Source organism: Mycobacterium kyorinense, from assembly GCF_001672775.1.
GTDB lineage: Bacteria > Actinomycetota > Actinomycetes > Mycobacteriales > Mycobacteriaceae > Mycobacterium > Mycobacterium kyorinense_A.
This window is the reverse complement of the sequence record NZ_LZKJ01000009.1, coordinates 1-23,293: the sequence shown is the minus strand read 5'-3', so window position 1 is coordinate 23,293 and position 23,293 is coordinate 1. Positions and strand designations below refer to the sequence as shown.

Sequence of the window (23,293 nt, the reverse complement as noted above, 5' to 3'; positions counted from 1 at the left end):
CACAATAGGTTCTGACCTGGTTAAACTATAAATCTTGACCTAATTTTGCCGTTCTTTGACACTGCGAACGTGTTCTAGTTAATATGATCCCGCTCACGCGGAGCGTCGTCCGCTCAGAAGGCAGCTTTGACGGCGCCGACCGGAGAAGTATAGCTTCGCTCCAAGTTGCAGGCAGCCGCGGGAGAAAGGGACCAGGTTGATCCAACAGCTTGCGGTTCCGGCCCGGGCCGTGGGCGGGTTCGTCGAAATGTCCCTGGAGACGTTCAGCAAGACGGTCCGACGCCCGTTCCAATTCCGCGAGTTTCTCGACCAGACCTGGATGATCGCCCGGGTTTCGCTGATCCCGACGCTGCTGGTGGCGATTCCGTTCACGGTCCTCGTCGCGTTCACCCTCAATATCCTGCTGCGCGAACTCGGTGCAGCTGACCTCTCCGGAGCAGGAACCGCCTTCGGGACCATTACCCAGCTCGGTCCCGTCGTCACCGTGTTGGTGGTGGCCGGTGCCGGCGCCACCGCGATCTGCGCCGATCTGGGCGCTCGGACCATCCGCGAGGAAATCGACGCTATGCGGGTCTTGGGTATCGACCCGATCCAGCGGCTGGTCGTCCCCAGAGTGTTGGCGTCGACGTTCGTCGCGCTGTTGCTCAACGGCCTGGTCTCGGCGATCGGCATCGCCGGCGGCTACGTCTTCTCGGTGTTGTTGCAGGGCGTCAACCCGGGCGCCTTCGTCAACGGGCTGACCGTGCTGACGCACCTCGGTGAGCTGGTGCTCTCCGAAGTCAAGGCGTTGTTGTTCGGTGTGGTGGCCGGCCTGGTCGGCTGCTACCGGGGGCTGACGGTCAAGGGCGGCCCGAAAGGGGTCGGCGTCGCCGTCAACGAAACCGTGGTCTACGCGTTCATCTGCCTGTTCGTGATCAACGTGATTATGACGGCGATCGGCGTTCGAGTGCTGAGCCGGTGAATCGATGAGCTACGACGCCACCCTGCGTTTTCGCCGTTTCTTCTCACGCTTCGGCGGGCCGATCGACGACTTCGGCGAGCAGGCGCTGTTCTACGGCGAGTCGATGCGCTACATCCCCAATGCGCTGACGCGCTACCGCAAAGAGACGGTGCGGCTGATCGCCGAAATGACCATGGGCACCGGCGCGCTGGTGATGATCGGCGGAACAGTGGGCGTGGCAGCGTTTTTGACGTTGGCGTCCGGCGGCGTCATCGCGGTGCAGGGTTACGAGTCGCTGGGCAACATCGGCATCGAGGCGCTGACCGGGTTTTTGTCGGCGTTTCTCAACGTCCGCATCGTCGCGCCGGTGGTGGCCGGTATTGCGCTGGCCGCCACTATCGGGGCCGGCACCACCGCACAGCTCGGGGCGATGCGGGTGGCCGAGGAGATCGACGCGATCGAATCGATGGCCGTGCACTCGGTGTCCTACCTGGTATCCACTCGGTTGATCGCCGGGTTGATCGCGATCATCCCGCTGTATTCGTTGGCGGTACTGGCGTCATTTTTCGCCGCTCGGTTCACCACCGTGTTCATCAACGGTCAGTCGGCGGGGCTGTATGACCATTACTTCAACACGTTTCTGAATCCGACCGACCTGCTGTGGTCGTTCTTGCAAGCCATCGTGATGTCGATCGCGGTCATGCTGGTCCATACCTACTACGGCTACAACGCTTCTGGTGGTCCGGTGGGCGTCGGCATCGCGGTCGGTCAGGCGGTGCGCACGTCGCTGATCGTCGTCGTGGTCATCACTTTGTTCATCTCGCTGGCGGTTTACGGCGCGTCCGGTAACTTCAACCTCTCCGGGTAGCAGGCGACGATGCACAGCAAGGCGATTATGCGAAGCCGGGGAATCCGGTAGAGGGAGCGATGGCAAGCACGGGCGCACGACGCACACATGTCAGGCTGGCAGCAACGCTGCTGGCCTCTCTATTAGTGGGCTTTGCGCTGTTGACGTACCTGTCGTACAACGCCGCTTTTTCCTCGACCGACACCGTCACGCTGACCGCGCCGCGCGCCGGGTTGGTGATGGACCGCGACAACAAAGTGAAATACCGCGGCATCCAGATCGGCAAAGTCAAGAACGTCAAATACTCCGACGAGCAGGCCCAGCTTGAATTGGCCATCGACAGCCGCGAACTGCGTTTCGTGCCGTCGAATGCAACCGTTCACATCGCCAGCAACACCATCTTCGGTGCCAAGTCGGTGGAATTCATTCCGCCGCAGAAACCGTCGGCAACATCCCTTCGTCCGGGGGCGCACCTTAAGGCGGACGCGGTTTCGCTGGAAGTCAACACGTTGTTCCAGTCACTGATCGATTTGTTGCACAAGATCGATCCGGTGGACCTCAATGCCACGATCAGCGCCATCGCCGAGGGCCTGCGCGGTCACGGCGATGACCTGGGCGCGTTGCTGGCGGGCACGAATACCCTTACCCAACAGACCAACCCGCAGTTGTCGACCCTGCGGCAGGACTTCGCCAAGGTGGCCCAGGTGGCCAACATCTACGCGGACGCTGCCCCCGACCTGGTCACCGTCTTTCAGAACACGCCGACGATTGCCAAGACCGTCGTGGATCAGCAAGGCAACTTGAACGACACGCTGTTGGCGACGATCGGCCTGGCCAACAATGTCTACGACACGCTGGCGCCCGCTGAGCAAGACCTCATCGACGCGATCAAGCGGCTGCGCGCCCCGCTGAAAGTCACCGGTGACTACTCGCCGGAGTTCGGTTGCATGTTCCGGGGAATCCAGCGTGGCCTCGACGAGTTCGCGCCGCTGCTCGGTGTCCGCAAAGCTGGCTTGTTCACCTCCTCGAGCTTTATCCTCGGCGCGCCGTCGTACACCTATCCGGAGAGCCTGCCGATCGTCAACGCGTCTGGCGGCCCCAATTGCCGTGGGCTGCCCGATATCCCGACCAAGCAGACCGGCGGCTCCTGGTTCCGCTCGCCGTTCCTGGTCACCGACAACGCCTACATCCCGTACGAGCCGTTCACCGAAATGCAGGTGGATGCGCCGTCGACGCTGCAGTTCTTGTTCCACGGCGCCTTCGCGGAACGGGATGACTTCTGATGGCCGACGTACACGAATCGCACCGCTCGATGATGGTGAAGGTCGGCATCTTCACCGTCACCATGCTGCTGGTCGCACTCGGGCTGGTAGTGATCTTCGGCGAGTTCCGGTTCGGCCCGTCGAACACCTACCACGCCAACTTCTCCGACGCGACGCGGCTGAAGTCCGGGCAAAAGGTGCGCATCGCCGGTGTGCCGGTCGGCGCGGTGAAGGGCGTCAAGCTCAACCGCGACAACAGCGTTGACGTGGCGTTCACCGTCGACAAGCGCTACACGCTGTATTCATCGACCCGCGCGGTGATCCGCTACGACAACCTGGTCGGCGACCGGTTCCTGGAAATCACGTCCGGCCCTGGCGAACTGCGCAAGTTGCCGGCCGGCGCGACCATCGACCGGAACCACACCCAGCCGGCGCTCGATCTCGACGCGCTGCTCGGCGGCCTGCGCCCGGTGGTCAAAGGCTTGGACGCCGACAAGGTCAACACGATCAGCAGCTACGTGATCCAACTGTTGCAGGGCCAGGGCGGAGCGCTGTCGAATCTGCTGGCCGACACCAACGCCTTCAGCTCGGCGCTGGGCGCGCGTGACCAGGTCATCGGGGACGTGATCACCAACCTCAACGCGGTGCTGACCACCGTCGACGACAAGGGCGCACAATTCTCGGCCAGCGTCGACCAGTTGCAGCAACTGATCACCGGACTGGCACAAAACCGCGACGCGGTCGCCGGGGCGATCCCGCCGTTGGCATCCACGACTGCAGATCTGACCGAATTGCTCAAGGGCGCACGCAGGCCGCTGCAAGGCGTCATCGAAAACACCCGGCCCATCGCCACCGAACTCAACGATCGCCAAGACGAAGTGAACAACGACATCGAGCAGCTGGCCGAGGACTACCTGCGGCTGTCCGCGCTCGGTGCCTACGGCGCGTACTTCAACATCTACTTCTGCACGGTGTCGATCAAGATCAACGGACCGGCCGGCAGCGACATCCTGATCCCGATGGGCGGCCAGCCGGACCCCAGCAAGGGGAGGTGCGCTTTTGCCAAATAACGCAGAAGGCCGCGATCCGCTGCGGACCGGCATCTTCGGATTGACCCTGGTGATCTGCATCGTGTTGGTCGCATTCGGCTACACCGGGTTACCGTTTTGGCCACAAGGCCGGGATTACGACGCCTACTTCACCGACGCCGGCGGCATCACGCCCGGCAACGACGTCTACGTCTCGGGTATCAAAGTGGGCCAGGTGAAGTCGGTCGCGCTGGCCGGTGACGCCGCCAAGGTGTCGTTCACCGTGGACCGCCACATCGCCGTCGGCAGTCAGTCGCTGGCATCGATTCGGACCGACACCATCCTGGGTCAGCGAGCGATCTCGGTGACCCCGGCGGGCAGCGGTAGCGCAACGACGATCCCGCTGAGCCGCACGACAACGCCGTATGCCCTCAACTCCGCGCTACAGGATCTGGGCCGCAACTCCGGCGAGTTAGACAAAGACCAATTCGAAAAGTCGCTGCAGGTTCTCACCGACGCGCTGCGCGACGCCACCCCGCAACTGCGCGGTGCCCTGGACGGCGTGACGTCATTGTCTCGCACGCTGAACCGTCGCGACGAAGCGTTGGGAAACCTGCTGGCACACGCGAAGTCGGTGACGGCGATCCTGGCCGACCGCGCCGGGCAGGTCAACCAGCTGATCCTGGACGGGAACCAATTGTTCGCCGCGCTGGACGCGCGCCGCGCTGCCTTGGGCCAGTTAATCTCCGGGATCGACGATGTCTCCCATCAGCTTTCCGGCTTCGTGGCCGACAACCGCAAAGAGTTCGGCCCGTCGCTGTCCAAGCTCAATCTGGTCTTGGATCAGCTCAACGAGCGCCGCGACTACATCAGCGAGGCGCTCAAACGCCTGCCCCCATACGCGACCACGCTGGGAGAGGTTGTTGGCTCCGGACCCGGGTTCAACGTAAACGTCTACGGCGTGGTACCGGCACCGATCGTCGGGATCATGTTCGACGCCGTCTTCCAGCCCGGCAAGATCCCGGACAGCTTGGCAGACTACCTGCGCGGGCTGATCCAGGAGCGGTGGATCATTAGGCCGCAGTCGCCATGACCCGCGCCGTCGACGATGCAGAACGAAGTGATGAGGAGGAGCGGCGCCCATGACTATCGCCTCTGTCCTCCAACAACGCAGCCGAACGCTGCGGCTGACTCTGGCCGTCTCACTCGCGGTTCTCATCGCAGCAGGCGCTTACCTGGTCTGGCCGGCGCGCACCGGCCACAAGATCGTCGGCTACTTCACGTCGGCTGTCGGCCTTTATCCCGGAGACCAAATCCGCATCGTCGGCGTGCCGGTCGGCAAGATCGACTCGATCGAACCACGCGCGGAAGACGTGAAGATCACCATGTCGGTAGACCGCGGTGTCAAAGTCCCTCAGGACGCGCGGGCAGTCATCATGGCTCCGAACCTGGTGGCAGCGCGTTTCATTCAGCTTGCCCCCGCCTACACCAGCGGGCCGGTGATGGCAGACGGAGCAAGCATCGACCTGTCTCGCACCGCGGTGCCCGTGGAGTGGGACGAGGTCAAAGAATCGTTGACCGATCTGGCCAATCAACTCAGTCCGGCAGCGGGACAGATGCAGGGGCCGCTGGGTAAGGCGATCAACCAGGCCGCCGACACGTTCGACGGCACCGGCGAATCATTCCACAGCGCACTACGCGAGTTGTCCCAAGCCGCGGGCCGGTTGGGCGATTCGCGCACCGACATTTTCGGTGCGGTCAAGAGCCTGCAAGTGTTGGTCGAAGCGCTGTCGACGAGCAACGAACAGATCGTCGCGTTCTCCGGGCATGTGGCCTCGGTGTCGCAGGTGCTCGCCCACAGCTCCGACCATCTCGATCAGACCATCGGGGCCCTCAACCAGGCGCTCAACGACGTCAAAGGCTTTTTGCACGAGAACAACTCGACGTTGATCGGAACGGTCAACAAGGTGGGCGACTTGAGCAAGACGTTGAGCGACCAGAGCGAAAACATTGAACAGGTGTTGCACGTTGCCGGTCCGGGGATCAGCAACTTCTACAACATCTATGACCCTGCGCAGGGCACGCTGAACGGGCTGTTGTCGATTCCGGAATTCTCCAACCCGGTTCAGTTCATCTGCGGCGGCTCGTTCGACACCGCCGCCGGTCTGGTCGCACCGGACTACTACAAGCGCGCCGAGATCTGCCGGGAGCGGCTGGGTCCGCCGCTGCGCCGGCTGACGGCGAACTACCCGCCGATGATGTTCCACCCCATCAACTCGATCACCGCATACAAGGGCCAGATCATCTATGACACGCCCGCTACGGAAGCCAAGGCGCAGACCCCGATTCCGGAGTTGACCTGGGTACCGGCGCCCGGTGTGCATCCGCCCAACCCGGACGACCTGCAGGCGCTGCTCGTTCCGCCCGCCCCCAACGCGCCCAACAGTCCCGCACCGGGACCAGCGCCGGCGCCCGTCGGCGCGCCGTCAGGCCCACTGCCCGCCGAACAGGGAGCCGGCGGATGAGCCGAAAAGTGTTGCGCGGAGTGGTGATCGGGGCAGGCAGCGTGCTGCTCGCCGGTTGTCAGTTCGGCGGCTTGAACTCCATCGCACTGCCCGGCACCGCCGGTCACGGCGTTGGCGCCTACTCGATCACCGTGGACTTGGCCGACGTGGCAACGCTGCCGCAGAACTCCCCGGTCATGGTCGACGATGTCACCGTCGGCAGTGTCTCGGGGATCGACGCGGTGCAGCGCCCGGACGGAAGTTTCTTTGCCGCAGTCAAGTTGGCGCTGGACCGCAACGTGGTGCTGCCGGCCAATTCGACCGCCAAGGTGGCGCAGACCTCGCTGCTGGGCTCCCAGCACATCGAGCTGGCTGCCCCGAAGAAGAATCCGGTGGGCAGGCTGGCCGACGGGTCGACCATTCAGGAGTCCCACACCAGTCGCTATCCCACCACCGAAGAGGTGCTCTCGGCGCTCGGCGTCGTCGTCAACAAAGGTAACCTCGGTGCGCTACAAGAGATTACCGACGAGACCTATCGCGCGGTGGCCGGCCGGGAAGGTGAATTCGAAGGCCTGGTGCCGCGGCTCGCGGAGTTGACCGCCGGATTGAACAATCAAGTCAACGACATCGTCGCAGCCGTCGATGGGTTGGACCGGTTCTCGACGATCCTGGCGAACAACAAGGACAGCCTCGGTCGCGCGCTGGACTCGCTGCCGGAGGCGCTGCTGGTTCTCAACAAGAACCGGGACCACATCGTCGAGGCGTTCGCCGCGCTCAAGAAGACGGCGACGGTGGCGTCGAACGTGCTCGCGCAAACCAAGGTCGACTTCGCCGAGGACGTCAAGTACATCTACCAGGCGACCAAAGCAGTGGCTGACAGCAAGAAGGAATTCGTCAGCTCGCTGCAGCTATTGCTGACGTTCCCGTTCCCGAACTACGGCATCAAGCAGGCGGTGCGCGGTGACTACCTCAACGTGTTCACCACCTTCGACCTCACCGTGCGCCGGCTGGGTGAAACGTTCTTCACCACATCGGTTTTGGACCCGAATATGCGCCACATGGACGAGATCCTCAACCCGCCGGACTGGCTGATCGGCTCGATGGCCAACCTGTCGGGGCAGGCGGCTGACCCGTTCAAAATCCCGCCCGGGGCGGTCGGAGGGCAGAACTGATGATCGACCGGCTGACCAGAACGCAACTGGCCATCTTCGGGGTGGTCACCGTGATCACGGTTGCCGTGATGGCGACGTTCTACCTGCGGTTGCCGGCCGCGCTGGGCGTCGGAACCTACCGGGTGACCGCCGACTTCGTCGCGGGCGGCGGTCTGTACAAGAACGCCAACGTCACCTACCGCGGCGTCGAGGTCGGCCGGGTGGAGTCGGTGACGCTGAACTCGCACGGCGTCGACGCGGTCATGCGGCTCAACAGTGGGACAGCCGTCCCGTCGAACGTGACTGCCACCGTCAAGAGTGTGTCGGCCATCGGAGAGCAGTACGTCGACCTGGTACCCGGTGACACTCCGGCGGCGACCAAGCTGCACAACGGATCTCGGATCGGCCAACAGAACACCCGGATCGGCCAGGATGTTGCCACTCTGCTGCGTCAGTCCGAGACGCTGGTCAACAGCGTGGCCGACACCCGACTGCGGGAGTTGCTGCACGAGACGTTCACCGCGTTCAACGGGACCGGCCCGGATTTGGCCAGGCTGATCGAATCGTCGCGGCTGCTGGTGGATGAGGCCAACGCGTTCTATCCGCAGACCTCGCAGTTGATCGACCAGGTGGGTCCGTTCTTGCAGGCCCAGATTCGCTCGGGCGACGACATCAGGTCGCTGGCCGACGGGCTGGCGCGGTTCACCTCCGAGGTGCGGCAGGCCGACCCGCAGCTTCGCGAGCTGCTGGCAGTGGTTCCGTCTGCGGCCGACGAAGCCAACACGGCGTTCTCCGGCATCCGCCCGTCGTTCCCGATGCTGGCGGCCAGCCTGGCCAACCTGGGGCGGGTCGGCGTCATCTACCACAAGTCGATCGAGCAGCTGCTGGTGGTATTGCCGGCGCTGTTCGCCGCCATCACCACGTCCGCCAATGGGGTACCTCAGGACGAGGGCGCCAAGCTGGACTTCAAGATCAACATCGACCCGCCGCCATGCAACGTCGGCTTCATCCCGCCGCCGCTGATCCGCACACCCGCGGACGAGACCGTGCGGGAAATCCCGACCGATATGTACTGCAAGACTGCTCAAAACGACGCGTCCACCGTCCGCGGCGCGCGCAACTACCCCTGTCAGGAGTTCCCGGGCAAGCGGGCGCCGACGGTGGCGCTGTGCCGCGACCCGCGCGGTTACGTGCCGATCGGCACCAACCCGTGGCGCGGACCGCCGATCCCCTACGGCACCCCGATGACCAACGGGCTCAACATCACGCCGCCCAACCATTTTCCGTATATCCCGCCGGGCGCCGACCCGGATCCGGGCACACCGATAGTGGGGCCGCCCCCGCCTGGTGTGGTCGCTGGGCCCGGACCGGCACCGCACCAGCCGTTCCCGACGCCGCCGCCACCCAACACCGGCGGCACCGATGGCCGGCAAGCGTGGATACCGCCGGCGCCCTACCCGCCGCAGCCGCCGCAAATCCCGTTCCCGAAAAACCTGCCGCCGCCGGCGCCGCCGATCGGAATCAACCCTCCGCAAGGCCCGCCGCCGGAAAAGCCGTGGGGCCCGCCACCCGGGCCGGTGCCGCAGGCCAGCGGTGCTGCCTACACGACCTATGACGAGGCCACGGGAACTTTCCAGGACCCGTCAGGTGGCACTGGTATCTTCGCGCCCGGTAGACCATCGACCGCGGAGAACTGGGTGGACTTGATGCGCGATCCGAGGCAGTTGTGACGGACGCCGAGCCGACCGAGCCGACGAAGCGCCGCACGCGTCGGCGGGCTTCGCGCGCGGCCGGTCCCACCGGCGGTGAGACGGCTACCGCTACCACGGTGCGCGTGGAGACACCGGCAGAGCCGACCAAGCGGCGGGCCGCGCCGGTCGGTCCGCCACCGCGCCGGCCCGCACATCGCCGGTTGGTGGGCATGGTCGCGCTGGCGGCCGGACTGGTCGGGATCGCGGCGCTGACTGCCGGCGTGGCCGCGCTGTTCTTCCAGCACCGCGATGCCGAGGCCCAGCGGTTGCGCGATCAGCGCTTCGTCGACACGGCCACTCAGACGGTGGTCAATATGTTCAGCTACACCCAAGAGACCATCGACGAGAGCGTGACGCGAGCGGTCGACGGCACCAGCGGGCCGCTGCGGGGCATGCTCAGCAGCAACGCCGAGAACATCAAGACCCTGTACCGTCACACCGACGCCACCTCAGAAGTGGTTGTCAACGGTGCCGCGTTGGAGGGCTTCGACGATGTCACCGACAACGCTTCGGTACTGGTGTCGGTCCGGGTCACCGTCACCGACCTCGACGGCGTCAACAAGCCTTCGATGCCCTACCGGATGCGAGTCATCGTGCACCAGGACGACACTGGGCGGATGACCGGCTATGACCTGAAGTATCCAGAGGGTGGCAATTGATGCGGTGGTTGATCGCCGCCGTCGTCAGCGTGATGACTACCGCCTTCGTCGGGTTGGCTGCGGCCGGCGGCTGGTTTTACTGGGACCGGGTGCAGGCTCGCGGGGAGCAGTCGGCGCGGGCTGTGCTGGCGCCGTTGGCCGCCAAGGAAATACCGCAGGTGTTCGGCTACGACTACCAGACGGTCGAGCGCAGCCTGACGGCTACCTATCAGCTGCTCACGCCCGGCTATCGGCAGGAGTTCGAAAAGAGCGCCACCCAGCAGATCATCCCGGAAGCCAAAAAGCGCGAGGTGGTCGTCCAGGCCAACGTTGTCGGGGTGGGAGTCATGGCAGCCAAACGTGATTCGGCGTCGGTCATGGTGTATTTGAACCGCACGGTGACCGATAAATCCCGGCAACCGGTCTACGACGGCAGCCGGTTGCGGGTCGACTACAAGCGCGTCGGCGGTAAGTGGCTGATTAACTACATCACGCCGATTTAGCCCTCAGCGGCAACTGCCGATCGGGTCGCACTCCAGTGGGTAGCGTTCCACCGGGGCCTGCAGTGGCCCCTTGAACGCCAACGTGAACGGTGTCTTCGTCATCGCCGGCTCCATGCCGCATACCGCACCGTGGATGCTGGTGTGGGTGCCGGTCAGCGATACGTCGTCGAAGGCGTAGGTGTCCGTGGACGCCGCGGTGCTGCCGTCCGGGCATGACACGCCATTGGTCTTCCCCACCTGGAACGTCCACAGATCGCTTGTCAGCCTGGCCCGCCCGATGTAGTTGGCTCGCTTCTCGGCCTGACTGATCACCCGCGGTGTCGTGCTCGAGACATTGAGTGCGCAAAGGTCTGCCGCGATGACGGGGTCGGTGAAATCGGGAATGGCACGCTGACGGGATATCGGGTCGCAGAGCGCGGCGATCTTCCAAGTCCCCGCCGGCACACCGTCTTCGGTGAACGTGTAGATCCCGTCCGGTGGTGGACCCAGTGCCTGGGCGGGGCTCGCGGATCCCACAGCCACCAATGCCATGCAGGCAGCGGCGCTCAGGCCGCGGAAGATGCTCACGCGTCGAGTATCGCAGCGTCGCTGCGCCAGAAGCAACGATTCAGCTGTTCCGGGGGTGCGCATCGGCGAGCGCATCGAGAAACGACCGGGCCCAGCGGTCCACGTCATGGGCAAGCACCTGACGACGCATGGCCCGCATCCGGCGCCGGCCTTCCTCGTCGGATTGGTTGAGCGCAGTTTCGATCGCGTCCTTGATGCCTTCGGTGTCGTGCGGGTTGACCAGGTAAGCCTGCCGGAGTTCGGCTGCGGCGCCGGTGAATTCGCTGAGAACCAGCGCGCCGCCGAGATCGCTGCGGCAAGCGACGTACTCCTTGGCCACCAGGTTCATCCCGTCGCGCAGCGGGGTGACCAGCATGACGTCGGCGGCCGCAAAGAATGCGATGAGCTCGTCGCGGGGGACCGGCCGGTGCAGATAATGCACCACCGGATGGCCGACTTCGCCGTACTCACCGTTGATGTGGCCGACCTGGCGTTCGATGTCGTTGCGCAAAATCTGGTAGCTCTCGACCCGTTCGCGGCTGGGCGTGGCCAGCTGCACAAGCACGGTGTCGTCGCGTTTGGCGCGACCCTCGGCGAGAAGTTCGGAGAACGCCTTCAGCCGAACGTCGATGCCCTTGGTGTAGTCGAGGCGGTCGACGCCGAGCAGGACCTTACGGGGATTGCCAATCTCGGCCCGGATCTCTTTCGCGCGCTTCCGGATAGCGCGGTCCCGGGCCTTGTGGTCCAGGTCGCCCGCGTCGATGGAGATCGGGAAGGCACCCACCCGAACGGTGCGAGAATCCAGCTCCACCTGGCCGAACCGCGACCGCACCCCCACGGATCCCCGGGAGGTGTTCGCGCCGACCAGACGTCGGGACAGAATCAGGAAGTTCTGCGCGCCCCCGGCCAGATGAAAGCCGACCAGGTCGGCGCCCAGCAACCCTTCGACGATCTCGGTGCGCCATGGCATCTGCATGAACAGCTCGACCGGAGGAAACGGAATATGCAAGAAGAACCCGATGGTCAGATCCGGCCGCAGCTCGCGCAGCATCTTGGGGACGAGCTGCAGCTGGTAGTCCTGCACCCACACCGTCGCGCCTCGGGCGGCGGCGCGTGAGGCGGCTTCGGCGAACCGCCGGTTGACGTCGACATAGCGGTCCCACCATTGGCGGTGGTAGATCGGCTTGACGATGACATCGTGATACAGCGGCCACAGGGTGGCGTTGGAAAACCCCTCGTAGTATTCGGCGACGTCGTCAGCGGACAGCCATACCGGATGAAGCCGCAGGTCTTCTGCCTCGATCGGGGCATCGTCGTCTTCGACGGCGCCGTCGCTGATGCCCGGCCAACCGACCCAGGCGCCACGCCGACGTCGCAGCAGCGGCTCCAGCGCGGTGACCAGCCCGCCCGGGCTGCGCTTCCAGGTGGTGCTCCCGTCGGGAAGCCGCTCCATGTCAATGGGCAGCCGATTGGCGACCACCACGAAGTCGGAGTCCCCGGGGCCCGAATCTTTCGAGCTCTTGCCGCCCCCCGGAGCCATTTAGCTCTCGGTTTTCGCTGGTCCAATACCGAGCATCGACAGGAAAATGCGGCACTCGTCGGCGTCATTGGCGTAGGCGGCAACGACCCGCCTGGCCTGGCGCGCGGTGCTGTCAGCTAAAGGTTCCACGTCGCCGATTTCGGCAGTGTCTGATTTGGCAGGCATGACATAACTGTATGCGAAGTGTGTTTTGCGTCGCAGCCGCGCTGGCAGCCGGGGTTGATCGAGCCGTTGTGCGACGTGGCACCCCGCGGCGCGCGCGTTACGTTCTGGCCGTAATGTGCAAAGCGTCTGAAACGAGAACAAGCGAGGTGGGCACAATGACGAGCCCGGATCATGCGGGCACCAGCGCGGTCGACGGCGAATCCGCCGACCTGGTGGCCTACGAAATTCTCGACGAGGGCCGGATCGCCCGGATCTGGCTCAACCGGCCCGATGCGCACAACGCGCAGAACCGGACGTTGCTGGTGCAGCTCGACGAGGCCTTCGCTCGCGCCGAGGCGGACGACGACGTTCGGGTGGTGATCTTGGCGGCGCGCGGTAAGAACTTCTCCGCCGGTCACGACCTGGGGTCGGAGGCAGCGCTGCTGGAGCGCAAGCCCGGCCCGAGCCAGCACCCGACGTTCCGTGGATACGGCGCGACCCGGGAGCCGATCGCCGAGAAGACCTACTTGCAAGAGTGGCACTTCTTTTTTCAGAACACCTGCCGGTGGCGCGATCTGCGCAAAATCACCATCGCCTCGGTCCAGGGCAACGCGATCTCGGCGGGTCTGATGCTGATCTGGGCTTGCGATCTGATCGTCGCCGCCGATAATGCGAAATTCAGCGATGTCGTCGGTGTCCGGATGGGCATGCCGGGCGTCGAATACTATGCGCACCCTTGGGAATTCGGTCCACGTAAAGCCAAAGAGCTACTGCTGACCGGTGATTCGCTGGACGCCGACGAAGCCTATCGGCTGGGCATGGTATCCAAGGTCTTCCCGCGCGACGAGTTGGAGGACAAGACGCTGGAATTTGCGCGACGTATCGCCGAACGGCCCACGATGGGAGCGCTGCTGATCAAGGACTCGGTCAACGCGGCGTCCGACGCGATGGGGTTCACCGAGGCGCTGCGGCACGCATTCCACGTTCACGAGCTCGGGCATGCGCACTGGGCGGCGCACAACGAGAACCGATACCCGATCGGCCTGCCACCCGACGTCGAGGACTGGCGAACGGCGAAGCCGTCGAAAGTGGCCCGCAAAGACGAGCCGTAACCCCTCTCGAACCCAGCGCCACACTGGCGTGACGCTCGGCGGCGACGACCACGCTGGCGTGACGCTCGGCGGAACACTTCATTGTGAGGAGCGACCGTGCAACTCTCGTTCGAGGACCGTACCTACCTGGTTACCGGCGGTGGTAGCGGAATCGGCAAGGGCGTAGCCGCCGGCTTGGCGGCCGCAGGGGCTGCGGTGGTGATCGTCGGCCGCGACGCGGACAAGCTGGATACCGCCGCGGGGGAGATCGCGCCCGCCGGCGGCGCCGGTGAGATCCGATGCGAGCCCGCCGACATCACAGACGAAGACCAAACCGGCCGGGTCGTCGAAGCCGCGGCGGCCTGGCACGGCCGCCTGCACGGGGTGGTGCATTGTGCCGGTGGGTCGCAGACCATCGGGCCGATCACCCAGGTCGACTCCGACGCGTGGCGTAACACCGTCGACCTCAACGTGAACGGCACCATGTATGTGCTCAAACACGCCGCGCGCGAACTGGTCCGCGGTGGCGGCGGATCATTCGTCGGGATCTCCTCGATCGCGGCCAGCAATACCCACCGCTGGTTCGGCGCCTACGGCGTGACCAAATCGGCGCTCGACCACCTGATGATGTTGGCCGCCGACGAACTCGGCCCGTCCTGGGTGCGCGTCAACGGCATCCGTCCCGGGCTGATCCGCACCGACCTCGTCGCGGCGATCACCGAATCGCCGGAGCTGAGCGAGGACTACCGGATGTGCACTCCGCTGCCCAGAGTGGGCGAGGTCGAAGACATCGCCAACATGGCGATGTTTCTACTCAGCGACGCCGCCAGTTGGATCACCGGTCAAATCATCAATGTCGACGGCGGGCACATGTTGCGCCGCGGCCCCGACTTCACCGCAATGCTGGAGCCGGCGTTCGGAGCCGACGGATTACGCGGAGTGGTCTGATCTAGGCACTTTGGTGACGACCCGCGGCGCCCGGCTTCGCCGCGCTGGCGATCGCCACGATACCGGCGTCGCGGCCGGAGAGCGTGGCGATCGCCGACCAGTCCAAGTGACCGCCGCCGTTGGCCAGCAGTGTGAGGAAACGATCGCGCAGCAGGCTGGCCAGCGGCAACGGCACCGCCAACTCCTCGGCCGCGGCGAGCACCAGCCGGACGTCCTTGAGCCCCAGCGTCGCAGCGAATCCGGCCGGCTCGAACTCCTGTTGCGCGATCAGCTTGCCGTAGGTCTGGTAGGCCGGCGCGCTGAACAGCGTCGAGGTCAGAATGTCGACGTAGTGCAGTGGATCGACCCCAGCCTTACCGACCAATGCGACAGCCTCGCCGATCGACTCGATCACCGATGCGATCAAAAAGTTGCCGGAGAGCTTCACCAGGTTGGCGGCATGCTGCTGCTCGGACACCACGAAGGTCCGCTGGCCGATCGCCTCGAACAGTGGGGCCAGTGACTCGAGCACCTGCGGTGGGCCAGCGGCGACCACGAAAAGCTTTGCAGCAGCTGCGGCTTCGGGGCGGCCGAACACGGGCGCGGCGACGTAGTGCTGTCCGGCATGGGCGTGCGCGGCGGTCAGGCGGTTGGATAATTCGACGCTGATGGTGCTGGCCGAGACGTGCGTGGCGCCGGCCGGTAACGACGACAGCACACCGCGCTCACCGAACACCACGTCTTCGACCGCCGGGTCATCGGCCAGCATCGTGACGACGACGTCACCGCCGCACGCGTCGGCCACCGTGCGCGCCGGTGTTGCGCCCTGCTGAGCTAGCGTCTCGGCCTTGGCGGGTGAGCGGTTGTAGACGGTGACGGCATGTCCCGCTTTAACGAGATTGGCGGCCATACCGCTGCCCATGTTGCCCAGGCCGATGAACCCGATTTCCATGGTCTCCACCATGCCGTGTACTGCGGCGTGCGTCCGCTCAATGAGATGCAGATCTTGCGGTCGTCGAACCATTCGGAAGGCTAGCCTCAGATAGCGACAAGGCCGGAGGACCCGATGACTGAAACTCGTGAAACCTGGGACACGATCGATCGGTATGTCGTCATCTCGACGGACACTCACGCCGGGGCAGATCTGCAGGACTACAAGCCGTATCTGCCCTCAAGCCTGCACGACGAGTTCGACGCCTGGGCGAAGGAGTACGTCAGCCCGTTCGACGACCTGATCATCGCCACCGCCAACCGGAACTGGGACCATGATCTCCGGATAGCCGAGATGGACGCCGACGGGGTGGCCGGCGAAGTGCTGCTGCCCAACACCGTTCCGCCGTTCTTTCCGACCACCCCCAACATCACCATCAGCCTGCCCCGAACCCGTGACGAGTTCGAGAAGCGGTGGGCCGGCGTCCAAGCCCACAATCGCTGGCAGGTCGACTTCTGCTCGCTGGCTCCGGCACGACGTCGCGGATTGATTCAAGTTTTCCCGAACGATGTCGAGTTGGCGGTGGCGGAGATCCGCTGGGGCATCGAGCAGGACTGCTTCGGTGGCGTGCTGATCCCGCCGGTCTCACCGGGTGACCCGAACGTCGCCCCACTCTTTCACACCCGCTACGAACCGATCTGGGCGCTGTGTGCGGACCTGGACCTGACGGTGGTGCAGCACGCGGGGGCAGGTAGCCCCGAGATGCCGATGGACCAGCCTGCGTCGAACGCGGTGTTGATTACCGAGATGGCGATTTGGGCCAATCGCACGCTCGGGCACCTGATCCTCGCCGGAGTATTCGAACGATATCCGACCTTGCGGTTCGTGCCCACTGAACAAGGCACCCTCTGGGTGCAGCCGCAACTGGCCGTACTCGACGCGATGGTGCCCACCATGAAATCCGAGGCCGGCAACCGCACCTACGGGATGTTCGGCGGTTCCTCCGTCGATGAGTTGACCATGTCCCCGAGTGAATACGCCCAACGGAACTGCTATCTGGCGAGCGAGTTGGCACCCTACGACTCGATGATGATCGATTTCATGGGGGCAGACCACATCATGTGGGGCAGCGACTATCCGCACGAGGAGGGGTTCGCGCCGCACTCAAAGTTGGCGATCCGCTGGGCTTTGCACGACAGGTCCACCGACGAATCCCGAAAGATCTTGGGCAGCAACGCAGCCCGCTTGTACCGGTTCGACCTCGATGCGTTGGCTCCCGTCGCCGCCAAGATCGGGCCCACGGTTGCCGAGGTGCACACGCCGCTCGAGGACACCGGATATCGTGCCCCGGCGGCGTTCGGCTACCGGCCGTTCGAAGGTGGGCTGGCCCTCAAGCGACTGGCTCCGGCCCGCGGTTAGCGTCCAGGTTCTGCCGCGGGTGGATGAACACGCCTTCAGCCTCGACGGTGACGCCCCGAGCGTCGGCAATGTGGCCCACGGCGAATGTCTTGACTCCCTCCACGCGGTCAACGCGTGCCTCGGCGCGTAGCGCACCAAGCGGTGTGCCACGCAGATAACGCACGCACAAAGTGCCGGTGTAGGCCGGCCGTCCCGGCTTGTGCGCGGTTGCGCCCAAGACGTGGTCGAGGACCATCGCGCACACGCCGCCGTGCACGTGTCCGGGCGGACCCTCGTAGGCCGCACCGAGGCGGAACTCGGTCCACACCAGGCCGTCGGCGCCATGGTGGACGACCAGCGGCGGGGCAACTGGGTTGCGCAGTCCGATCATGACGTTGCCCCATGCCATCGGTTGACCATCGGCGGTCTGCCGCACACCAAAGGAGCCCGGCATCAATGCCGCGCTCAATTCCTCGGTTGCGCAATCGATCTTGTTCTTCACTTCGGCGAGTGCTGCTGCGTCGACTTGCGTTCTGATCGTGGCGTCGATGAGGCGGCGCACCGAATCAGCCAACGGCCCGTATACCGCCTCGAGCTGTCCACGTTCCTGTTCGGATATCACGGACAAAGCCTGCGCGACGGCCGGCCTGCTGGGCAATGTGGTGTCCCGGCCAGCGGTGAGCGACCGACGAGCGGCTACCCCGCGTTGTTAACCTGGCCAAATGAACGGCAGCGATCCGCCCGGCAAGCCGAATCTTGCGGCAACCAGCTGGGCGCTGCTCGGCATGTTGTCGTATGAGTACGAGCTCTCCGGCTATGACATCCGCAAGTGGATCGACTGGAGCATGCGCTTTTACTACGGCAGTCCGGCCTACAGCCAGATCTACTCCGAACTCAAGAAGCTGGAGCGGCTGGACCTGGTGACCTCGCGCGTCGAGAACACTGGTCGCACGCGCAATCGCCGACTGTACAAAATCACCGAGGCCGGGCTGGCGGCGGTGACCCGGTGGGCAAACGAGGCGCCAGTCGACCATCCGACGCTCAAGCATGGCCCGTTGCTGCGGATCACGTTTGGACACCTCACCACCCCGGAAAGGCTCAAGCAGGTGCTGCAAGACCACCTGGCATTTGCCGATGAAATGCACCGCAGGGCGGCCAAGGACGCCCGGTGGGCCGGCGCCGATCCATCCTGGGCATACGCCCGCGTCGCACTGCAATGGGCCGAACGGTATTACGCCAATGAGCGGGAGCTCACCCTGAAGATGATCAAGGACCTTGACGAGGCAGAAGCGGCCTTCCCCCAGACAGGGAAGGGCGGCCCTTCCAAAGTCCCGTGGCCCACACCGGAATTCTGGTACGAGATTGAAAAGAAGGCCGACGCCGACGAACCGGACTGATCACCCTCGGGCAGCGTGGCGGGCGCAGACGTAGCCGTACACCAATCCCTGGGCGATCGTGGCACCCGCACCGGGATATGTAGTTCCGAACGCGTTGGCTGCAGTGTTCCCGATCGCGTACAAGCCCTCGATGATGCTGCCGTCCTCGCGCAACACCCGAGCGCGATCGTCAGCGCGTAGACCGCCGCACGTACCGAGATCGCTGAGCACCATCTTTACCGCGTAGAACGGCCCCTTATCCAGCGGACGGAGATTGGGATTGGGGTCGATCGTCGGATCGCCGTAGTAACGGTCGTAGGCGCTGCTTCCTCGGCCGAAGTCGGAATCGACTCCGGCTCGCGACATCTCGTTGAAGCGAGCCACGGTGGTGGTGAACTGCGATCGGGGAACGTCGATCTTGCCGGCGAGGTCGGCAAGGCCATTCGAGCGATGGGCGATACCGGCGTCGTACCACTTTTGCGGAATCGACATACGGGGAAACAGCTCGCCGGCAAAGACATAGCTGTTTCGATACTGCTGATCGAACACGATCCACATGGATTCCACCGGGCTGCCGGAGCGTTCGCGTTCCAGCAGCCGCTGCCCGAACGACATGTAATCCGTTGCCTCGTTGACAAACCGGGCGCCGTGTTGATCGACGATCAGCGAGCCAGGCAAAGACCGCTCGGCCAGCATCACCGACGGAGCGGCGCCGGGCAGCGGCGCCACAGCCGGAAACCACCACGCTTGATCCATCAGGTCAATTGCGGCACCGATATCTTGAGCGGTGCGGATCGCGTCACCGGTGTTGGTTTCCGCGCCCAGGCTCATGTTCTCGCCGAGAGATTCCGACTGAAACTTCCACCGCATGCCCATGTTGTGGTCGAACCCGCCCGCGGCCAATACCACGCCGCGCCGCGCGGCGACGGTGACCTCGCGTCCCTTGTGCCCGACGACGGCACCGGTGACCTGGCCGCCGTCGGTGGTCAACCGGTGCAGCTCGGTGCCGGTCCAAATCGGGATCCCAGCCCGCAGAATCCCGGCGAAGAGCCCGGCCGCCAAGGCCTGCCCACCCGCGACATAACGCCGACCGAGCAACAGTCCGCCGACGCCTTGGCCTAAGCGTTTGGCGATGGTCGGTAGGCCCCGCTGTGGAACCCGCACCATCAAATTCATCCACCGGTAGTCGGCGCCGGTGGTGGGCATGGGCAGCTTGACCTCGAGCACCCCCGGTCGCAGTCGGGATCGGTACTCGCCGAGGATCGCCGAGTTCAGGGGCCGGCACTCGCAGGTACGGCCGACGGCGGTTCCGCCCGGTTCCTCGGGGTGGTAGTCCGAATAGTCCTTGGCCCACATGAACCGCATCGGCGTGGTGCGCCGGAGCATGTCGACGGTGGCGGTCATGTTGCGCAGATAGCCGTCGGACCGCTCGGCAGGAGCGCTGCCGGCCACCACCGACTGGAGATATGTCCGGGCGCGTTCAACGGTGTCGTCACCGCCGCGTTCGGCAAGGACGGAACTCGCCGGCAACCACAACGCGCCGCCCGATCGGGCGGTCGAGCCGCCGACATACCACGACTTCTCAACGATCAACACGGTCAATCCGCGTTCCTGGGCGGCGAGCGCCGCTGCCATTCCGGTGCCCGAGCCGACGACGAGAAGGTCAACGGTGGTATCGCGGACAGGCAAACCGGCCGGGATAGTGCCGGAGGGAAAAGTCGCCACGACAATGACACTAGGTCGCCAAGTTGCCGACGTGAGCTGTTCTCCCTGCCAGCGGGATGGCCACCACGATAAGCCGACCGACAGTCGTAGAACGAAGACATGACGTTGCAAGCCAACACCGACCAGATTCGGCACATCGAAGCCGAGGCCGTCCCGTCTCGGTTCGCTCGCGGCTGGCACTGTCTCGGCCTGGCCAAGGAGTTTGGCGACGGCAAGCCGCATGCCGTGCATGCGTTCGGACAGAAGCTGGTGGTCTTCCGGAGCGGGGACGGCAGGATCAATGTCCTCGACGGGTATTGCCGCCACATGGGCGGTGATCTGTCGCAAGGTCAGGTGAAGGGCAACGAGATCGCCTGCCCATTCCACGATTGGCGGTGGGGCGGAGACGGCCGCTGCAAGCAGGTGCCCTACAGCAAGCGGGTCCCCAGGCTGGCCCGCACCGCGACGTGGACCACGCTGGAGCAAGACGGGATGTTGTTCGTGTGGAACGACCCGCAGGGCAACCCGCCGCCGCCGGAAGTCGCCATCCCGCGTATCGAGGGGGCGACCACCGACGAATGGACCGACTGGCATTGGTACACGACAACCGTCAATAGCAACTGTCGTGAGATCATCGACAACGTCGTCGACATGGCGCATTTCTTCTACATCCATGGATCGCTGCCAACGCACTTCAAGAACATCTTCGAAGGTCACGTTGCGACTCAGTACATGAACAGCGCCGGCCGCCCGGACGTCGGCGAACCGGGCACGTCGCAGATGCTCGGAACCACGTCAGTCGCGTCGTATTTCGGGCCGTCCTTCATGATCGACGACCTGACGTATCACTATGAGGACGCCGACCACCAGACGGTGCTGATCAACTGCCACTACCCGATCGACGCCAAATCCTTTGTGCTGCAGTACGGCATCATCGTGAAAAAGTCCGAGGCGCTGCCCGATGAGCTCGCGGTGCAGACCGCGATCGGCCTGGGCGATTTCGTCAAGATGGGCTTCGAGCAGGACGTTGCGATTTGGAAGACCAAGGCGCGCATCGACAATCCACTGTTGTGCGAGGAGGACGGCCCGGTCTATCAACTACGCCGCTGGTATGAGCAGTTCTACGTCGACGTCGCCGACGTGACGCCGGACATGGTGGATCGCTTCGAGTATGAGCTGGACACCACCAGTCCGCGCCAGGAGTGGATGAAGGTGGTTGAAGCGAACCTCGCCGTGAGGTCTGCGGCGGGAGCCACCTGATGACTGCTCGCGTCGACAACCGGCTATCCGACTGTCCAATGGTGTCGGTCGACTGCCGGCGCTGCGGCGCGCGGGTCCTGGCGCGAAAGAGCAGCTGGGATCAGACCAGCGTGCAATGGGATGCGCAAGCCTCCGCCCTTTGCCTTGAACGGCGGGACGCCCAGCACCTCGCCGCACACTCGGGCCGCGGTGTGTTCCTGGCGTGTTCGGCGCTCAGCGGCTCGATTGCCGACGCAGTCCGTCACGGCGACCTGCCGGTTGTCGATGAAATAGTCCAGATAGCAGACACCCGCCGGTCTGTTTAGGCCAACTGGAACGCGCTGATCGGTGCTTCTTCCGGGTAGCTCGACGGGCCGCCGAAGTCATAGGCCGCGTTGAGGGTGCGGATGAACTCCGGGTCGTGCAGCGGGTCGTCCGGGGTCGCGAGTTTGATGCCCTGCGTGTTGACGTCTTTGACCAAGGTGTCGATGGCCTGCTCGATGGTCAGGTCATCGGAGCCGTCCATGTTCTTCTTCAACTCGTCGAAGTCGGAGAACACTTCTGCCGACCAGTGCACCAGAAAGCGCAGCTGGTCGGTGTGATGGCGGGCGATCACGTCGTCGCCGTTCTTCAGCAGCCACCAGTCGCGCTCGGCCGGGTCGCCGGTAAAGACAGTGTCGAAGCTCAGCCCGGCGGGGATCTGCTCATCCAGGGGCCCGTTGGCTTCGCCGCGGTGCACCATCATCTCGTTTTGCACCACGACGCCGCGGTTGTACACCGGTGGCAGCACCCGCTGCGGCGGCTTGAGCGGCCCATCGGGCCAATAGGTGAAGCCGCTGCCCGAATCCAGTGAGAACCAGGTAATCACCTGCGCCATCTTGATCAGGTAATCCTGAAATAGCCCGGACTTGCCCATGACACTGGTCAGCCACGTCGGCGCGTTCTCATACCGCACACCGCGGAAGCTCGGCGAATCCAGATGTCCCGGGTCGCGATTGGCGCATGGGCCGTTGATGTTGAACAGCATCATCTGTGGTTTGGCGTAGTCGGCTTTCCAGTAGGCCTTGGCCATCTCCACAAAGCGCGCGTTGTAAAAGCAATCGTGCAATTCTGGATACAGCACGGCGCCGTAGTTCGCCAGGAAGCCGCGGAAGGTCGGAGTCAGAAACAGATCCAGCGAGGGTTCGAAGCCTTCGGGAAATACGCCGCTCATGGTCGCAATGAGCTCTTCAGCCGACGCGAAGTGATGAGCGAGGATCAGCTTCCACGGCCCGTTGCCGTGCACTGTGTCCAGCAGTAGCTCGCGCTGGTGGTCCGGGTAGACATCGTCGACCTCCCTTGGCGGCGATGCGGGCCGGAGGACGTCGGACAGTTCCATGCGCCGCTGATCGGTGAGCATCGGGTCTCCTCTTGGTTGCCGCTGGTTTTTCGATTCTGCGGCCGCCAGCGGCATTGCAGCGCACAGGTGTCCGGTGATCGGGACGTCAAACCGTCAGAACTTCAACGGATGAGCGAACTTCGCGCGCAGCAGCGCGCCGACTTCGGCGATCGCCAGTCGACCCCGTGCGGTGGCCTCGGAGCGCATCAAGAAGCCGTGGTACATACCGGGGTAGCGGGTCATGGTCACCTGTACCCGGGCATCGCGCAAGCGGTTTGCGTAGCGCTCACCCCAGTCGCGGATTGGATCGCATTCGGCGGTGACCATGATCGCCGGCGGCAGCCCGGAAAGGTCAGTGACATCTGCAGGCACCCGATACGCGTCGTCGCCTGTGC

At 64.5% G+C, this 23,293-nt stretch carries 24 protein-coding genes; 16 read left to right on the top strand and 8 right to left on the bottom strand.

From position 1 onward, the window contains the following. Positions 1-196: 196 nt before the first annotated feature. From A5707_RS00740 to A5707_RS00695, 10 genes are read left to right on the top strand one after another with little or no spacing between them, the layout of a single operon-like run. A complete protein-coding gene (locus A5707_RS00740) occupies positions 197-961 on the top strand; it encodes an MlaE family ABC transporter permease (protein ID WP_065012622.1) in 765 nt (254 codons plus the stop codon). 4 nt (positions 962-965) lie between these two features. Continuing rightward, positions 966-1,808 (top strand): MlaE family ABC transporter permease, encoded by an 843-nt coding sequence (locus A5707_RS00735; RefSeq protein WP_065012621.1) that lies wholly within the window; start codon positions 966-968, stop codon positions 1,806-1,808. A gap of 59 nt (positions 1,809-1,867) precedes the next feature. Then, on the top strand, positions 1,868-3,070 hold the full coding sequence (locus tag A5707_RS00730) for an MCE family protein (protein ID WP_065012620.1): 1,203 nt from the start codon (positions 1,868-1,870) through the stop codon (positions 3,068-3,070). Next, positions 3,070-4,119, top strand: coding sequence for an MCE family protein (locus tag A5707_RS00725; protein WP_065012619.1), 1,050 nt, complete (start codon positions 3,070-3,072; stop codon positions 4,117-4,119). Before A5707_RS00730 ends, A5707_RS00725 begins: the two co-directional genes overlap by 1 nt. Further along, positions 4,109-5,170 (top strand): MCE family protein, encoded by a 1,062-nt coding sequence (locus A5707_RS00720; RefSeq protein ID WP_065012618.1) that lies wholly within the window; start codon positions 4,109-4,111, stop codon positions 5,168-5,170. Before A5707_RS00725 ends, A5707_RS00720 begins: the two co-directional genes overlap by 11 nt. A gap of 49 nt (positions 5,171-5,219) precedes the next feature. Beyond that, on the top strand, positions 5,220-6,602 hold the full coding sequence (locus tag A5707_RS00715) for a virulence factor Mce family protein (protein ID WP_065012617.1): 1,383 nt from the start codon (positions 5,220-5,222) through the stop codon (positions 6,600-6,602). Continuing rightward, positions 6,599-7,753 (top strand): MCE family protein, encoded by a 1,155-nt coding sequence (locus A5707_RS00710; protein ID WP_065012616.1) that lies wholly within the window; start codon positions 6,599-6,601, stop codon positions 7,751-7,753. The genes A5707_RS00715 and A5707_RS00710 overlap by 4 nt, the downstream gene beginning before the upstream one ends. After that, positions 7,753-9,462, top strand: a complete 1,710-nt coding sequence (locus A5707_RS00705; RefSeq protein WP_065012615.1) for a virulence factor Mce family protein — start codon at positions 7,753-7,755, stop codon at positions 9,460-9,462. Before A5707_RS00710 ends, A5707_RS00705 begins: the two co-directional genes overlap by 1 nt. Further along, a complete protein-coding gene (locus A5707_RS00700) occupies positions 9,459-10,142 on the top strand; it encodes a mammalian cell entry protein (RefSeq protein ID WP_156657408.1) in 684 nt (227 codons plus the stop codon). The genes A5707_RS00705 and A5707_RS00700 overlap by 4 nt, the downstream gene beginning before the upstream one ends. Beyond that, positions 10,142-10,624, top strand: a complete 483-nt coding sequence (locus tag A5707_RS00695; RefSeq protein ID WP_065012613.1) for a mammalian cell entry protein — start codon at positions 10,142-10,144, stop codon at positions 10,622-10,624. Before A5707_RS00700 ends, A5707_RS00695 begins: the two co-directional genes overlap by 1 nt. Before the next feature lie 3 nt (positions 10,625-10,627). On the opposite strand, the gene A5707_RS00690 is transcribed toward A5707_RS00695, so the two are convergent. Genes A5707_RS00690 through A5707_RS23625 form a run of 3 tightly spaced genes read right to left on the bottom strand, consistent with a single transcriptional unit; the run spans position 10,628 to position 12,875 of the window. After that, the gene (locus tag A5707_RS00690; RefSeq protein ID WP_065012612.1) at positions 10,628-11,191 is read right to left on the bottom strand and encodes a hypothetical protein; all 564 of its coding nucleotides are present in this window, start codon (positions 11,189-11,191) and stop codon (positions 10,628-10,630) included. A gap of 40 nt (positions 11,192-11,231) precedes the next feature. After that, positions 11,232-12,710 (bottom strand): alpha,alpha-trehalose-phosphate synthase (UDP-forming), encoded by a 1,479-nt coding sequence (locus tag A5707_RS00685; RefSeq protein ID WP_065012611.1) that lies wholly within the window; start codon positions 12,708-12,710, stop codon positions 11,232-11,234. After that, positions 12,711-12,875 carry a hypothetical protein gene (locus A5707_RS23625; protein ID WP_156657405.1) on the bottom strand — a complete coding sequence of 55 codons (165 nt, stop codon included), beginning with the start codon at positions 12,873-12,875 and terminating at the stop codon, positions 12,711-12,713. It abuts the gene before it with no gap. Positions 12,876-13,030: 155 nt separating this feature from the next. Between A5707_RS23625 and A5707_RS00680 the strand changes: the two genes are divergently transcribed. Both A5707_RS00680 and A5707_RS00675 read left to right on the top strand, forming a co-directional pair. Next, the gene (locus A5707_RS00680; protein ID WP_065012610.1) at positions 13,031-13,966 is read left to right on the top strand and encodes an enoyl-CoA hydratase; all 936 of its coding nucleotides are present in this window, start codon (positions 13,031-13,033) and stop codon (positions 13,964-13,966) included. 96 nt (positions 13,967-14,062) lie between these two features. Continuing rightward, entirely contained in the window at positions 14,063-14,893 is an 831-nt protein-coding gene (locus A5707_RS00675) for an SDR family oxidoreductase (protein WP_065012609.1), read from the top strand. A 1-nt stretch (position 14,894) separates the two neighbouring features. Here the strand turns inward: A5707_RS00675 and A5707_RS00670 are convergent, their stop codons facing one another. Next, entirely contained in the window at positions 14,895-15,824 is a 930-nt protein-coding gene (locus A5707_RS00670) for an NAD(P)-dependent oxidoreductase (protein WP_065012645.1), read from the bottom strand. A gap of 114 nt (positions 15,825-15,938) precedes the next feature. Between A5707_RS00670 and A5707_RS00665 the strand changes: the two genes are divergently transcribed. Continuing rightward, positions 15,939-17,222: an amidohydrolase family protein gene (locus A5707_RS00665; RefSeq protein WP_065012608.1), complete on the top strand. Its 1,284-nt coding sequence runs from the start codon at positions 15,939-15,941 to the stop codon at positions 17,220-17,222. On the opposite strand, the gene A5707_RS00660 is transcribed toward A5707_RS00665, so the two are convergent. Beyond that, the gene (locus tag A5707_RS00660; protein WP_232000585.1) at positions 17,194-17,823 is read right to left on the bottom strand and encodes a PaaI family thioesterase; all 630 of its coding nucleotides are present in this window, start codon (positions 17,821-17,823) and stop codon (positions 17,194-17,196) included. The genes A5707_RS00665 and A5707_RS00660 overlap by 29 nt on opposite strands. Before the next feature lie 100 nt (positions 17,824-17,923). Here A5707_RS00660 and A5707_RS00655 point away from each other — a divergent pair, with 100 nt between their 5' ends. Then, a complete protein-coding gene (locus A5707_RS00655; protein WP_065012607.1) occupies positions 17,924-18,598 on the top strand; it encodes a PadR family transcriptional regulator in 675 nt (224 codons plus the stop codon). Here the strand turns inward: A5707_RS00655 and A5707_RS00650 are convergent, their stop codons facing one another. Next, positions 18,599-20,302: a 3-ketosteroid-delta-1-dehydrogenase gene (locus A5707_RS00650; protein WP_065012606.1), complete on the bottom strand. Its 1,704-nt coding sequence runs from the start codon at positions 20,300-20,302 to the stop codon at positions 18,599-18,601. Between the two features lie 99 nt (positions 20,303-20,401). Between A5707_RS00650 and A5707_RS00645 the strand changes: the two genes are divergently transcribed. Together A5707_RS00645 and A5707_RS24260 are read left to right on the top strand one after the other, a co-directional pair. Beyond that, the gene (locus A5707_RS00645) at positions 20,402-21,541 is read left to right on the top strand and encodes a Rieske 2Fe-2S domain-containing protein (protein WP_065012605.1); all 1,140 of its coding nucleotides are present in this window, start codon (positions 20,402-20,404) and stop codon (positions 21,539-21,541) included. Then, positions 21,541-21,846 (top strand): ferredoxin, encoded by a 306-nt coding sequence (locus A5707_RS24260; RefSeq protein WP_065012604.1) that lies wholly within the window; start codon positions 21,541-21,543, stop codon positions 21,844-21,846. Before A5707_RS00645 ends, A5707_RS24260 begins: the two co-directional genes overlap by 1 nt. Here the strand turns inward: A5707_RS24260 and A5707_RS00635 are convergent. Both A5707_RS00635 and A5707_RS00630 read right to left on the bottom strand, forming a co-directional pair. Further along, the gene (locus A5707_RS00635; protein WP_065012603.1) at positions 21,843-22,919 is read right to left on the bottom strand and encodes a hypothetical protein; all 1,077 of its coding nucleotides are present in this window, start codon (positions 22,917-22,919) and stop codon (positions 21,843-21,845) included. The genes A5707_RS24260 and A5707_RS00635 overlap by 4 nt on opposite strands. A 93-nt stretch (positions 22,920-23,012) precedes the next feature. Continuing rightward, the coding region (locus tag A5707_RS00630; RefSeq protein ID WP_156657400.1) for an alpha/beta hydrolase fold domain-containing protein at positions 23,013-23,293 on the bottom strand (281 nt) is incomplete at its 5' end.

Bases quoted from the DNA above. Each gene is read 5' to 3' on its own strand.
- A5707_RS00735 (WP_065012621.1), top strand. From the start codon at position 966: ATGAGCTACGACGCCACCCTGCGTTTTCGCCGTTTCTTCTCACGCTTC.
- A5707_RS00730 (WP_065012620.1), top strand. From the start codon at position 1,868: ATGGCAAGCACGGGCGCACGACGCACACATGTCAGGCTGGCAGCAACG.
- A5707_RS00725 (WP_065012619.1), top strand. From the start codon at position 3,070: ATGGCCGACGTACACGAATCGCACCGCTCGATGATGGTGAAGGTCGGC.
- A5707_RS00715 (WP_065012617.1), top strand. From the start codon at position 5,220: ATGACTATCGCCTCTGTCCTCCAACAACGCAGCCGAACGCTGCGGCTG.
- A5707_RS00710 (WP_065012616.1), top strand. From the start codon at position 6,599: ATGAGCCGAAAAGTGTTGCGCGGAGTGGTGATCGGGGCAGGCAGCGTG.
- A5707_RS00705 (WP_065012615.1), top strand. From the start codon at position 7,753: ATGATCGACCGGCTGACCAGAACGCAACTGGCCATCTTCGGGGTGGTC.
- A5707_RS00695 (WP_065012613.1), top strand. From the start codon at position 10,142: ATGCGGTGGTTGATCGCCGCCGTCGTCAGCGTGATGACTACCGCCTTC.
- A5707_RS00685 (WP_065012611.1), bottom strand. From the start codon at position 12,710: ATGGCTCCGGGGGGCGGCAAGAGCTCGAAAGATTCGGGCCCCGGGGAC.
- A5707_RS23625 (WP_156657405.1), bottom strand. From the start codon at position 12,875: ATGCCTGCCAAATCAGACACTGCCGAAATCGGCGACGTGGAACCTTTA.
- A5707_RS00680 (WP_065012610.1), top strand. From the start codon at position 13,031: ATGACGAGCCCGGATCATGCGGGCACCAGCGCGGTCGACGGCGAATCC.
- A5707_RS00670 (WP_065012645.1), bottom strand. From the start codon at position 15,824: ATGGAAATCGGGTTCATCGGCCTGGGCAACATGGGCAGCGGTATGGCC.
- A5707_RS00665 (WP_065012608.1), top strand. From the start codon at position 15,939: ATGACTGAAACTCGTGAAACCTGGGACACGATCGATCGGTATGTCGTC.
- A5707_RS00655 (WP_065012607.1), top strand. From the start codon at position 17,924: ATGAACGGCAGCGATCCGCCCGGCAAGCCGAATCTTGCGGCAACCAGC.
- A5707_RS00645 (WP_065012605.1), top strand. From the start codon at position 20,402: ATGACGTTGCAAGCCAACACCGACCAGATTCGGCACATCGAAGCCGAG.
- A5707_RS24260 (WP_065012604.1), top strand. From the start codon at position 21,541: ATGACTGCTCGCGTCGACAACCGGCTATCCGACTGTCCAATGGTGTCG.
- A5707_RS00635 (WP_065012603.1), bottom strand. From the start codon at position 22,919: ATGCTCACCGATCAGCGGCGCATGGAACTGTCCGACGTCCTCCGGCCC.